Source organism: Paraglaciecola sp. QJM3NY_14 (assembly GCF_056173245.1).
This window is the reverse complement of record NZ_CM149664.1, coordinates 165,507-178,127: the sequence shown is the minus strand read 5'-3', so window position 1 is coordinate 178,127 and position 12,621 is coordinate 165,507. Positions and strand designations below refer to the sequence as shown.

General features: G+C 44.2%; 15 protein-coding genes. 5 read left to right on the top strand and 10 right to left on the bottom strand.

Features of this window, described 5'->3' with window-relative positions:
- The first annotated feature begins 1 nt into the window (after nt 1).
- Together AC0VYA_RS00750 and AC0VYA_RS00745 are read left to right on the top strand one after the other, a co-directional pair.
- Complete coding sequence (locus AC0VYA_RS00750; RefSeq protein WP_011573083.1) at nt 2–409, top strand: acyl-CoA thioesterase; 408 nt, start codon at nt 2–4, stop codon at nt 407–409.
- Nucleotides 402–1,109: a 2OG-Fe(II) oxygenase gene (locus AC0VYA_RS00745; RefSeq protein ID WP_475489746.1), complete on the top strand. Its 708-nt coding sequence runs from the start codon at nt 402–404 to the stop codon at nt 1,107–1,109. Before AC0VYA_RS00750 ends, AC0VYA_RS00745 begins: the two co-directional genes overlap by 8 nt.
- Nucleotides 1,110–1,134: 25 nt before the next feature.
- Here the strand turns inward: AC0VYA_RS00745 and AC0VYA_RS00740 are convergent, their stop codons facing one another.
- The 5 genes from AC0VYA_RS00740 to yrfG all read right to left on the bottom strand — a co-directional run bounded on the left by AC0VYA_RS00740 (nt 1,135) and on the right by yrfG (nt 6,024).
- Nucleotides 1,135–2,754 carry a methyl-accepting chemotaxis protein gene (locus AC0VYA_RS00740; protein ID WP_011573081.1) on the bottom strand — a complete coding sequence of 540 codons (1,620 nt, stop codon included), beginning with the start codon at nt 2,752–2,754 and terminating at the stop codon, nt 1,135–1,137.
- An 84-nt stretch (nt 2,755–2,838) separates the two neighbouring features.
- Nucleotides 2,839–3,300: a DUF3299 domain-containing protein gene (locus tag AC0VYA_RS00735; protein WP_011573080.1), complete on the bottom strand. Its 462-nt coding sequence runs from the start codon at nt 3,298–3,300 to the stop codon at nt 2,839–2,841.
- Nucleotides 3,297–4,520, bottom strand: coding sequence for an MFS transporter (locus tag AC0VYA_RS00730; protein ID WP_475489745.1), 1,224 nt, complete (start codon nt 4,518–4,520; stop codon nt 3,297–3,299). The genes AC0VYA_RS00735 and AC0VYA_RS00730 overlap by 4 nt, the downstream gene beginning before the upstream one ends.
- A gap of 120 nt (nt 4,521–4,640) precedes the next feature.
- Nucleotides 4,641–5,174, bottom strand: coding sequence for an inorganic diphosphatase (gene ppa / locus AC0VYA_RS00725; protein WP_011573078.1), 534 nt, complete (start codon nt 5,172–5,174; stop codon nt 4,641–4,643).
- A 166-nt stretch (nt 5,175–5,340) separates the two neighbouring features.
- Entirely contained in the window at nt 5,341–6,024 is a 684-nt protein-coding gene (yrfG, locus tag AC0VYA_RS00720; RefSeq protein WP_011573077.1) for a GMP/IMP nucleotidase, read from the bottom strand.
- A 94-nt stretch (nt 6,025–6,118) separates the two neighbouring features.
- Here yrfG and nudE point away from each other — a divergent pair, with 94 nt between their 5' ends.
- From nudE to AC0VYA_RS00705, 3 genes are read left to right on the top strand one after another with little or no spacing between them, the layout of a single operon-like run.
- Nucleotides 6,119–6,682: an ADP compounds hydrolase NudE gene (gene nudE, locus AC0VYA_RS00715; RefSeq protein WP_011573076.1), complete on the top strand. Its 564-nt coding sequence runs from the start codon at nt 6,119–6,121 to the stop codon at nt 6,680–6,682.
- Nucleotides 6,682–7,518, top strand: coding sequence for a 3'(2'),5'-bisphosphate nucleotidase CysQ (cysQ, locus tag AC0VYA_RS00710; RefSeq protein WP_473477419.1), 837 nt, complete (start codon nt 6,682–6,684; stop codon nt 7,516–7,518). The genes nudE and cysQ overlap by 1 nt, the downstream gene beginning before the upstream one ends.
- The gene (locus tag AC0VYA_RS00705) at nt 7,515–8,111 is read left to right on the top strand and encodes a YceI family protein (RefSeq protein WP_011573074.1); all 597 of its coding nucleotides are present in this window, start codon (nt 7,515–7,517) and stop codon (nt 8,109–8,111) included. Before cysQ ends, AC0VYA_RS00705 begins: the two co-directional genes overlap by 4 nt.
- 36 nt (nt 8,112–8,147) lie before the next feature.
- Here the strand turns inward: AC0VYA_RS00705 and AC0VYA_RS00700 are convergent, their stop codons facing one another.
- The 5 genes from AC0VYA_RS00700 to nagB-II form a co-directional block, all read right to left on the bottom strand.
- The gene (locus AC0VYA_RS00700; protein WP_011573073.1) at nt 8,148–8,384 is read right to left on the bottom strand and encodes a YheU family protein; all 237 of its coding nucleotides are present in this window, start codon (nt 8,382–8,384) and stop codon (nt 8,148–8,150) included.
- Between the two features lie 20 nt (nt 8,385–8,404).
- Nucleotides 8,405–9,466 (bottom strand): hydrolase, encoded by a 1,062-nt coding sequence (locus AC0VYA_RS00695; protein ID WP_475489744.1) that lies wholly within the window; start codon nt 9,464–9,466, stop codon nt 8,405–8,407.
- Between the two features lie 193 nt (nt 9,467–9,659).
- The gene (locus tag AC0VYA_RS00690; protein WP_475489743.1) at nt 9,660–10,787 is read right to left on the bottom strand and encodes a topoisomerase IV; all 1,128 of its coding nucleotides are present in this window, start codon (nt 10,785–10,787) and stop codon (nt 9,660–9,662) included.
- 14 nt (nt 10,788–10,801) lie between these two features.
- Nucleotides 10,802–11,227 (bottom strand): type 2 periplasmic-binding domain-containing protein, encoded by a 426-nt coding sequence (locus AC0VYA_RS00685; RefSeq protein ID WP_475489742.1) that lies wholly within the window; start codon nt 11,225–11,227, stop codon nt 10,802–10,804.
- A gap of 369 nt (nt 11,228–11,596) precedes the next feature.
- Nucleotides 11,597–12,592, bottom strand: a complete 996-nt coding sequence (nagB-II, locus tag AC0VYA_RS00680) for a glucosamine-6-phosphate deaminase NagB-II (RefSeq protein WP_473477408.1) — start codon at nt 12,590–12,592, stop codon at nt 11,597–11,599.
- Nucleotides 12,593–12,621: the final 29 nt, after the last annotated feature.

Sequence of the window (12,621 nt, the reverse complement as noted above, 5' to 3'; positions counted from 1 at the left end):
TATGTTTATTGAAGATTTTAATGTGCGTTTTTGTGAAACGGATGCCCTAGCACATGTAAGTAATACTGTGTTGGTGGACTGGTTTGAAATGGCTCGTGAGCCTATTTTTAAAATATTTAGCCCTGAATTAGATTTAAAAAATTGGCCGCTTATTTTAGCCAGCTACAAAGTCGATTTTCTGGACCAAATGCACTATGGCCATCCTGTTCAAGTACGCACTTACATCAGTCGTATTGGTGGCAGCTCGTTTGACGCCTACCAAGAGCTTTGGCAAAACGGCACTAAACGCGCCACAGGCACAACCACTATGGTGCAGTACGACTACGCTGAGAAAAAATCTGTGGTTATTAATGAAGAAATCCGTGCACAGCTGACCGAGCATGCCATACCTCGGGGCGTGAATGCCTAAGTCAGAAACTTTCATTAAGGTTATTGAGCATGCAATCAGTGACGAACTGTGTGATCAGTTCGTTACTCAATTTGATTCCAGTAAAAATATCCTACCTGGGCGTACAGGTGGCGGTATAGACACAGACAAAAAACGCAGTAGTGATGTATCCATTATCACCCACCCTGAATTTAACGTCCCCTATCAAGCACTATTGCCTATTCTTGGGCAACACATTTTACGCTATTTCGAAGAGTACTTTTTCGCCTTAATCGGCCCTATCGGCCTCACGGTGAAACATTCAAAGACAGGGCAGCCCGTTAAACTAACCCATGACAATTTTGCAGAAGTAGGTTTGCCAAATTTGTCTAATTTGATGACGTACCTTTTTAGGTTAGGCAACATCAACGCGCAAAAGTACGAAAAACAACAAGGTGGCTACCCTTATTGGCATTCAGAGGTGTATCCACAGTCGAAGAGTACCGACGCGCTGCACCGGATATTGCTGTTTATGTTTTACTTAAATGATGTGGATGAAGGCGGGGAAACCGAGTTTTACTACCAAGATGTAAGTATTAAACCCCGCAAAGGCACTATGGTGATTGCACCGGCTTACTTTACTCATACTCACCGAGGCAATGTACCCATCTCAAACGACAAGTACATTCTCACCTCATGGGTGCAATTTAATCAAGGTAACGCGATTTTCGCTCAACGCTAAGCGCTCTCGCTTAGCGTCAGGGACGCTAGACCTTAAACTGCTGCGTAATTCCTTCTAAGTGCTTAGCTAACTCTGCAAGCTCGCCGCTCACTGAGGCTAAGCGACCTGAGCTATTAGCTGTTTCTTCTGTACGCTGGTGTATCTCATCTACGTTGTGGCTTATCACACCTGCCACACTCTGCTGCTCGCCTGTTGCGTGAGCAATTTGGTCGTTCATTTGTGTTATCCGGCTGATGGTTTGGGTAATAACGGTCAAACTGGCACCGGCTTTATTTGCCGTATCTACACTGCTCGTTGCTTGCTCTGTCCCTTTTGCCATAACACTCACCGCTGAGCGCGATGCATTTTGCAGTTGTTCAATCGTTTGTTGAATTTGCTCGGTAGATTGTTGAGTACGCGACGCTAGCGTGCGAACTTCATCCGCCACGACCGCAAACCCTCTACCATGCTCACCCGCTCGTGCGGCTTCAATAGCGGCGTTTAGCGCTAACAAGTTGGTTTGCTCAGCAATACCTTTAATTACATCAAGCACCACCCCGACTTGTTTTGAATCTGCTTCAAGTTGCTTGATAACCTCAGCAGAACTATCCACGTTGGCTGCCAGCTCACGAATACTTTGTACCGTATGATTAACCACTGCTTGGCCATCATCTGCTGCAGCGGATGCATCACCTGCTGCATTAGCCGCTTCAGCGGCACTTTCAGCAACCGCATTTACACTGCGTGTCATATCATCAACCGCTGACTTAGCTTGACTAGCGGCGCTTTGCTGAACATCGATTGTGCGGTTAGTATCATCGGTAAGTTGATTTAAGTTTTGGGCCAACTGAGATAAAGGCATGGATGCATTCACTATGTCTTTGACCACACCTTGTAGCTTTTCCATAAACTGGTTAAACCAATGCACCAAATCACCAATTTCGTCTTGATTCCGGCTTTGAATGCGCACCGTAAGATCCCCATCTTCCTGGGCTATGTCTTTTAATGAGTTAACAACTTGGTCAATACTGCCGCGGATCCCCATGACGATAGGAATGGCTGTGGCAAACAACAACACAATCGTCACCCCAGCCATAATGGCACCAAATGACAGCATATTTTTTAACGCGTCGTTAGATTCCGTTATCGCTTGCTTGAAGCCATTTACGCGTGCATCACGAAAAGCACCTAACGCTGTAGTGGCATCATCATAGCTTTTGTTCATTCTGGTGGATAACTCGCCGATCTTTGAGAAATCAGCCGTGTTGTTCACCATTGACTCAGACACTTTGTAAGCAAGATTAAAATAGTTATTAAAAGATTGCTTAATACGATTCGCCTCCACGCTCAAGCTAGGCTCGATAGAAATAATCTTATCTAACAAAACCTTAGTATCCGCCGCCTGCACTTTAGCAACAGCCAGTGTCTCTTCATCGCCAGTGGTAACAGCGCTACTGAGGGTTTCTTTGACCTTTTCCATTTTGACCAAGGCACTACTGGTCGCTTCTAATGCAGGATACTGCACCTTGTCTGCGTCTTCGAGCAGTTCAATGTTGTTCATTGCAGTGTGAGTTGTGACCCACAAGTAGACTAAAAAGCCAATGGAGCCAATGATCGGAATCAAGTACAACTTTTGCGCTATCGACATTTTCGTTAAGAAACTCATTAAGTTACCTTTTAATTTTTTCGAGGATCAATGCAAGTGTAGCTTATGACCGATGTGATTAGCCGACATCAGGAAAATCTTTGACTATCCGTCGTATGGAGTCACTTCAATCCCTTGCAATGTGTAACCAACAGTCGCGATATCGCCTTCCCATACTTGGGTGGCTAATTTACCGGTAACCCAAACTGCATCGTATATGTTGTCTATCGGCACGCCACTTGAAAACTTCACATAAACTATTTGATTCGGCGGCGGGGGCGGAACATGTATACACGCCCCAAAATACGGGACTAATAGGAATTCAGTGGTGGTATCACTACTGCCTTCAAGTGGCACCACAAAGCCGGGGATTTTCACCACTTTGCCGTCTAATTCTTTGACCACAGGCGCATTCAAACTCTGTTGCACCATTGAGCCGTTATGATTAACGTCTTCTTGAGGTGCAATATAGTTTTTCGGGATCATATCTTCCCAATATAACTCTTCAGGTTCTTGGCTAAAAGCTGCAAACGAACTCAACGTCAGCAATAACACTAGATACTTCATGAACGCTCCTTAGGCGAAATTCCAACGGGCATGTTAGCCCAACGTAATAAATTAACTCTGACTTCTTTACCACTGGTAGGCTGCAAAGGAATGTTTAACGCCAAAATTAAAGAACAAATCGCAAACCCTGCGCCAATATAAAATACCAAGGAAGGAGAGGTTAACCATACAATACCCAACAATGCCGGGATCACAACAGCCGCGATATGATTGATAGTAAAACTGACACCCGCGGTTGAAGCAATGTCCCTGTGGTCGGCAATTTTCTGGAAATAGGTTTTGACGGCAATTGCCATGGCAAAGAATAAGTGGTCGATGACATATAACCCTGCGGCTAATTGGCTGTTTTCTGCCAAGGCATAACCAACAAACACACACAGCAGGCCTAGATATTCAATGCACAGCGCGCGCTGCTCGCCGATTTTGTGGATCCAGCGTCCAATTTTAGGGGCAAAGAATAAGTTAAATACATAGTTGAGCATATACAGTAGGCTGATATCCCCTACCGAATAACCAAATTTTTCTACCATCATAAAGGAGGCAAACACCATGAAGATTTGCCGCCGAGCACCACTGAAAAACACTAAACCATAATACAACCAATAACGTTTGCGTAAAAACATATGCTTGTGTTGGACAGACGTTTGATTGAATTTATCAAACGCGAACCATAACCAAATCACGATCAGTAACCCTACGCCACCAGCAAGCATGTACATTGCCCTATAGGAAATACCAACCCACTCCATCAGTAACCAAATAGCACCGTAGGCCAGCAACGAGGCAAAACTCTTTACCGCAAGCTGTTGCCCCATAAAATGCGCACTTTTGTCTTTATCAAGCCATTGTAATGTTAACGACTGATTGATGGTTTCAAAATAATGAAAACCGATAGACATCAACACCGTGGTGCAATACAAGCCAAGTTCAAACGGCAACCAACCGGTTAATGCTACACCGACACACATCACCGCTAATGAGACTAACGCAAAGGTTTGCTCTTTGAGCACTAACAGCACGAATACAGCGGTGAAAGCTAAGAAGCCCGGCACTTCACGCAAGCTTTGCAGCATACCAATTTGTGCCCCGTCAAAACTGGCTTTTTCTACCACAAAGTTGTTTAACAGGGCATTCCATACGGAAAAAACCAGTGGCATAACAAATGCCATGGCCAATAGAAAGAATTGCGGGTTTGCTGTTAGGGCGCGTAACGATTTCATGGCTTTCAACTAGAAAAAGGAGATGGGAAGTATCTCACAGGGACCAGAGAGTGAATATTAGAAAAGCCGACATAAAGTCGGCTTTTTTTGGTGCAGAGTCATATTCTGAGAATATGAAAATTAACCTTCTGTTTTATAGCGCTCAACGCTGCTGACGATTTCAGCTTTAGCGGATTCAGCATTTTCCCAACCGTCGATTTTCACCCATTTACCAGGCTCTAAATCTTTGTAATGTGAGAAGAAATGCTCAATTTGATTTAGCGTCAACTCATCAACGTCGCCAATGTCTTTGATACCACGATAAATCGTAGATAATTTATCAACCGGCACCGCCAAAATTTTAGCATCGGTACCTGATTCATCAGTCATTTTTAGTACGCCAACAGGGCGACATTTGATAACACAACCCGCTAGAAGTGGAAACGGTGTCATCACTAGTACGTCAGCTGGATCACCATCTTCTGACAATGTTTGATTAATATAGCCGTAGTTAGTGGGGTAATGCATGCAGGTCGCCATGAAGCGATCCACAAAAATAGCACCTGTGTCTTTATCCACTTCATATTTAATTGGATCTGAATGCGCAGGGATTTCAATCACTACATTAATTTCTTCTGGTAAGTTTTTACCAGCTGGAACATCGTTAAGACTCATAGACTTGACCTATAGATTGATGAAAATTGGCTCGAATTATAGGGTGATCAACAACAATATGAAACGCCACAGGAGCAATTAAGCGTGGCTTTTAGCTGTTATTCACAAAAAAACTGCCAAAATTACGGTTAATTGCCGTTAATCGTTATTGTCTGCACCATTTCGTTCAACCCGTAAAAGGAGCGTTGCGTATATCGTCAAGCAGGGTTCTGTAGTCACTCGTGGCCAAAAATTGTGTAACATCTTTTATCGGTAGTTGGCTGTCTGGATTACTTACCGCTAGCAAGTGGGCAATACCAAAATCTTTGGCTGATTGTAAAATTGGCAAACTGTCATCGACAAATAACGTGTGTTTGCTATCAAAACCGACCCGCTGTTGTAGTTTCTGCCAAAGCAATTGAGATTCTTTAGTCACCCCAAATTCGTGAGTCGAGATAAGCGTGTCGATATGGCTATCAAGGGCAGTATGTTCGATTTTCAGGGATAAACTTCCTGGATGTGCATTGGTCACCAAAATAACCTCACGACCCGATTCTCTAAGGGCATCCAGCAATGGAATAGTGTCATCACGCATGCTGATTAAATGCTCAACTTCGCGTTTAGCTTGCATAATATCCAGCTGCAATTTATCCGCCCAGTAATCTAAACAGTACCAATCAATGGTGCCAAACACCTGGCGATATTCCGCCATCATGTACTCTTTCCCTTGCTCCTCGCTAATCCCTTTTATGCCAGCGTATTTCTTTGGTAAATGCTCTAACCAGAAGTGGCTGTCGTAGTGTAAATCGAGCAAGGTACCGTCCATATCCAGCAAAACGGTTTTAATTTTGTTCCAAGGTAAGTCAGGCAAGTGGCAAGTCCTTAAGTTAAACGTTATATTCGTAGTTACAGTAGTTTACGCGTCATTGATGGAATTAGTGAGGCTATGATAACGTGATAGGTAGATGAGCAAAATAGACCCCAACAAAACACTTCCACAAATTCACCAGCGACGCACCGTAGCCAAAAGTGGTTTATTCACCGTTGAGCAAATTGATCTAGAATTTTCTAATGGCGAATTACGCACATTCGAACGCATGGCGGGCGGTGGGCGCGGTGCCGTAATGATAGTGCCTTTTATTAATGAGCATGAGTTTCTATTGGTTCGCGAATATGCTGCGGGTACGCACTCTTATCAGTTGGGTTTTCCCAAAGGCTTAATTGACCCTGGTGAAGAATCCCACGAAGCAGCCAATCGCGAATTAAAAGAGGAAGTCGGTTTCGGCGCACATACGCTACATTACTTACAAAACGTTAGCATGGCCCCCGCATTTTTTAACGCACGCATGGATATTTTCGTTGCCCAAGATTTGTATGAAAAGACGTTACCCGGCGATGAACCAGAGCCTTTAGACGTCATTACGTGGTCTATTAACGACCTCGATGGCCTATTAGCCCGTGAAGATTTCGTTGAAGCCCGCTGTATTACAGCTCTTTTTCTGGCCCAAAAGTGGTTAAAGGAACAATAATGCCTACCGACCAAATATCTGCATTACTCGACATCGCTAAAACCGCAGCCAAAGAAGCTGGCAAAGTGGTAATGGAAATCTATGACAGTGGTGACTTTAAAAGCTATCAGAAAGACGATGACTCACCCGTTACCTCTGCTGACTACAAGGCCAATGAAGTTATTTTGGCCATCTTGCAGCGCGAGACTCCGCATATCCCTATCATGTCAGAAGAATCAGAGAACGGTACACTAGCCGAGCGCAAAGATTGGCAACGTTATTGGTTAATTGATCCTATCGACGGTACCCAAGAGTTTATTGCCAGAAGCGGTGATTTTGCCGTGAATATCGCGCTAGTTGAAAACAACCAACCTATTATTGGCGTGATTTACTGGCCTCCAGGGGAGACGCTTTACTTTGCGTCAAAAGATAATGGGGCATTTAAAGAGAGCGAGTCAGAGAACAAACAGATATTTGTGCGCAAGTTTGACGACCCAGAAAACGATGCAGTGATGATTGCCATAAGCCGCCGCCAAGCGCGAGAAAATGTTATGCGCAGTATGAGCGACCACCGCACTTATCAAACCTATCCAACAGGCAGTTGTTCGCTAAAATCGTGCTTTATCGCAGAAGGTAAAGCAGATGTGTTCTTGCGCTTAGGCATTACTGGCGAGTGGGATACTGGCGCTTCTCAGTGTATCGTCAGTGAAGCAGGCGGCAGTATACTCGCTCACGACTTTTCTTCCTTGAGTTACAACGAACGTGATTCAGTTACCAACCCAGATTTTATCGTCATGGGTGACCAACGAGTAAATTGGCAAACCATAGTGAAATACACCACAGGAGATACCGAATGACCCTCACCAAAAATACCACGTTTGTGAAACTGGTCGCTTTTTCCAGCCTACTCGTATGTGCTAGCGCGTCTGCCGATTGGCAGCTTCTTAACAAAGATTCTCAGTTAAATTTCATTTCTACCAAGAATATCAAAGTCAGTGAAATTCATCATTTTTCTAATCTAAGCGGCTCACTGACCAGCGCAGGTGAACTAACGGTTGATATCGATTTATCATCAGTAGAAACCGGCATTGATATTCGTAACGCTCGTATGCGCGAAAAGCTGTTTATGGTCGAGAACTTTCCTAAAGCAACGTTAACCGCTAGCCTGCCAAAAGAAATCGTCGCGTTTACTAAAGGCCAAGCCGGCACCTTCACTATCCCCGCTAAGTTGAGTGTACTAGGCCAACAGAGGGACGTTGAAGTGAACGTGCAAGTGACGAAAACCGATCACAATCGCTTTGTTGCGACCAGCGTGCAACCTGTCATGATTAGCGCAGGGGATTATGGCTTACAAGACGGGATCGACTGGCTACAAAATGTTGCGGGCCTGTCTAGCATCAGCCCTAATGTACCGGTAACGTTCAACTTAACCTTCATCGAATTGATGTAATTAATCGCTGCCGTTAATTGAGCCAATAAAAAACGCTTATTCTGTTTCCTCATCGATCAGCCCCAGCTGATCTTTGGGGATAATATTCACTGTTTCATGCAACTCTGAGTACACCAGCAACGCCTCACCCGATGCTAGCTGAGCCCGCACCTGTTCAACCTTATCCGTTAAGCTACAATCGGCTTCACCGTACTCAGTGCCTTCACGCAGCACAAACCCTTCAATCAGATTGCTTAACGCGTCTGGGCTGACTTCATTAATGGGTATAATCATAAAACTATTTCGCTTTGCACTTAATCGCGCAAAATCTCCTGAAAGTATTGGTTTACACGCTTTTGCATCCAAATAACCGGGCGCCACGGCGTACCTTGCATGAACCCTACATGGCCCCCTTTATCACTTAATTCAAGGCGCACCGAAGATGAAAGATCTTGTGCATTAGGCAACACGGTTTCGCTCATAAAGGGATCGTCTTTGGCGTGTATGATCAGCGCTGGTGTCGCGATGGTTCGCATAAAACTGATCGCGCTACATTTTTCGTAGTAATCGTCAGCACTATCGAAACCATGTAGCGGCGCAGTCACATGCTGGTCGAACTCTTTGAAGCTCTTGATGGTACGTGCCTTTACATCATCTATTTCAAGGTGGTCCGAGTAATCTATTGTGCGCATCTTATCGACAAGGTTATTAACCATACTTTTCAGTAAATACGACTGATACATGCGGGACATCCCCTGATTAATACTGAGCGAACACTCCGCCAATTTAAATGGCGGCGAAATAGCAATACCAGCACGTAAAATGGTTTGCTGAGGTCGTTCACCTAACAGCTTTAATAACATGTTCGCGCCGAGGGAAAAGCCCATCGCCACTTTAGCAACGTTTGGGTAAAGCTCAGTCAGCCAGTTCAGCAAGTACCATGCATCTTGTGTCTCACCAGAGTGATAGGCTCTAGGTAGTGTATTGTGCTCACCACCACAGCCACGGAAATGCATCAATACCACCACATAACCTTGCTCAACTAAGTTCGCTGTCATGTCATTCGCATAATGGGATTTATTTGAGCCTTCTAACCCATGAAAAACCACCACTAAACCATGGCTGCTCTCGATGTTACCTCTATCACCTGCCCAAGCTAAATTCACGAAATCGCCATCGGGCAAAATTAATCGCTCTTTGTGCCAATGAACCTTTGAACGTCGCTGAAAAAAGCGTGGCCAAATAGTTTGGATATGGCGATTTTTCGCCCACCAAGGCGCGGCGAATGCGCTTTTTGCAATTTCCCCATGAGAGGGTTTTAATTCATCCGATTCAAGGTTTACTGGTGAATATAACGAAGAGGCAGGTTGAGGCATTGAGGCTTGTATGCATTCCAGTTTGCAAGGGCTATAGCGTCGAGTATACCAACTCCCTATCCACTTGTAAGCAGCACATTAATGCCCTTTGGAGTGACGCATCTAAGGTAAAGCCTGAGAAACACAAAAGACATATTAAATTTTGACGTAAAAAAAAGCGCCTCAATTGAGACGCTTATTAATTCTTCATTTACTAAAAAATATAGTTAACTGCGAAGCGTAACAACCCCGTATCTAATGACTCATCAACGTCACTTGTATAAGAGCTAATATCAGCTTTTAAGGCAATATTCGTGTCATAATCATAACGTACACCTAGGGTCACCACATCATACTCATCAGCCACGGCTTGCTGTAAACCAACCACTGCAGCGGTCGCTGCGGGTTGCGCCGCTTCAGATAAGGCTGCTACCTGATCTAAGAAACGTAGATCACCACGACCATCTAACTTCTCATAGGTTAGCGATGGCGTAAAAGCACCAAAACGCATACCAGCAGTCACATAAAACGCGGTATCTTCAGGTGAAAATGAATCTTCCACATCAATAGAGGTTATTTCACCACTTATAAACCAATCGTAAAAATCGGCTTCTAAGCCAAGACCTAAGAACACGCCACTGTCATCATCTAGTGCCAACTCATTAGCAAGTACTGGAGATATTTGCGCTAAAGCATTAGTAATGTTGTCTACATTATCCGCTTCCAAGGTGACGTTACCGCGACCAGCTACCACACGGGCTTTGAACCAATCACGTTGCACTTCAGCAGTACCAACAATGACATTCTTGCCTTCAACATCACCTAAGTCGTTATCACCACTAAAGGTACCCACGGCCAGCTGCAAATTGTATTCCCAATCACCTAGGTAATTTGCGTAATCAACACGCAGACCATCTAAGTTATTAAAAGGTACATCGTAAATAGAACGAGGGGTATTCACCCAATGGTATGAATAACCAACATCACGAGAAGCAGAATATTTAAAAAGCGGAAGACGTAATCGACCCGCTGAAATGCTCACGTGATCCGTGGCATTAAAAGTAAAGTAGGCCCACTCGAAGTCAGCGTCATAATCATCTTCGCCGCGCGCAATAATTTGGCCGGTGGCAGTCATTTTATCGTTTATGTCGCCGCTGACCTGCAAAGCGAATGAGCTTTCAGACTTAAACGAAAACGAATCATCGTAACCATACAGTGCATCATCACTACTGGTAATCCCGCCGACTAAGTTCGCGAAACCGTTAATTCTTAATTCTGCATTTGCGGCACAACCAAATCCCAAAGATGTTAGCAATACCATTGTTTTACTTAAATTTTTCATTTTATGATCCTTGACTAGTTTAATGGAATTGCTTTTACAGATGCGTCAACTGAGCCACTGTCCACGTAACCAATGGCATTTGGATTAGCAGCTACAATAGCGATAACTTCACCATCGTTGGCCACTTCTTTGGGCGGGATACCCTTTCCGGTAAAAACTAGCTTTGACCAATAAGCGGATACTTGGGCAGAATTTCGACCAAGCGTGTCGTTATCAAAACTATTACGACTTGCAGTGCCTGCAGCTTGGTTAATTGGAGTGGCTTGTTCTCCAGAGGAAAATTTCTTCTCTTTTCCTAAAAAAATTCGTTGGGTGGTTTTTGCATCAATGCTAGCGCTATTAGATGGATGCACAATAACAACAACTTCAGCAAAAATTGAAGCGCTGCCTAATAACAAGGCCGCGGTTAGAGATATTTTTTTTATCGTGTGTTTCAACATGGTGTTCCCCGTAATTGGAGTGTATCGAAGGTAAATTTTCGGAGGGCGTAATGTATAGATCTTGTAACAAATAACCACCCTAAACCGGTATAAGTACGCACACTTAGGTATAAATTTTAATCCCTTAACGATAAATCCCTATGACTAAAAACATAGCATAAAATGGTAAATAAATAACACGTAAGAATAAAAATACATATCGCAGACAATACGTTAGGAGAGAAAAGGCAGAATGAGAGCGCAACAAAAAACGAGTTTTACGTCTTTAACTTCATAGAATGCTTATACCCTAAACAAGCACCAATCAATAAGAGTATTTAAAACAAAGACCGTGCTTACCGAGTTTTACCGCAGTAAGCACGATTTACTTTACACGGTTAGCGTCACTTTATTTAATCCTTGTGGCGAATCCGGATCACAACCCAATTGCAGGGATATGTCAGCAATATCAAGGTAGAAACGCTGCATGATCATTAATGCACCAAGCCTAGGATGCACATCATCGGGAAATGGCTTCATACTCAGCACACTTGCCCCGCGCTGGGTTACGTCATCTATTTGTTGCTCGTGGGCGACCTGGGACTCATCGAGCAATCCTAAACTGAGGACTTTTAAAGGTTTTTGCGCCAATGCCACAGGGCCGTGCACAAACTCCGCACTAGAAAACGCCTCTGCTTGAATAGCACAAACTTCTTTTAATTTTAACGCCACCTCTTTAGCTATGGCGTAGCCAAAGCCACGGCCAAGTACAATGCACTTATCACATCCTGTGAACATATCACTGTGCAATTGCTTCGACCCCTCTATGGCAAGTCTTAAAGCCTTGGGAATTTCGCTTACTGCGGCCAACAGTTCTGGGTCTTTCTTACAATGCGCCACCAATTGAAGAAGGGCGCTTAAACACGCCAAATAGCTTTTTGTTGCCGCCACTGCCACTTCTTGCTCAACCCGTAAAGGAAGAAGCTGATCCACTAATTCAGCTAACGGAGAAGATTCATCATTCACTAAACCAATGCACAGCGCTCCAGCATCTTTCGCCATTTGCATATGCTGAAGAATATCTGGGCTGCGTCCTGATTGAGAAATACCGATAACCAACGCGTTATCAAGTTTGAGTTGCTTGTGAAACACAGTCACCACGGAAGGTGCAGCAGCCACTACGGGAATACCCAGCTCCACTTCAATCAGGTATTTAGCAAATACGCCAGCATGATCTGACGAACCTCGCGCCACTATGTACACTACGCTTGGGTTAAGGAGTTGTATTTTCTGAGCAATACGCTCACAACTTTCATGATTTAGCATAAGTTGCTTAGCTAACAGTTCAGAGGCTGATGCAGCCTCTCTTGCCATGATACTGGTCATTGGAGTCTCCGGAAAATCGTCAAAAAAAA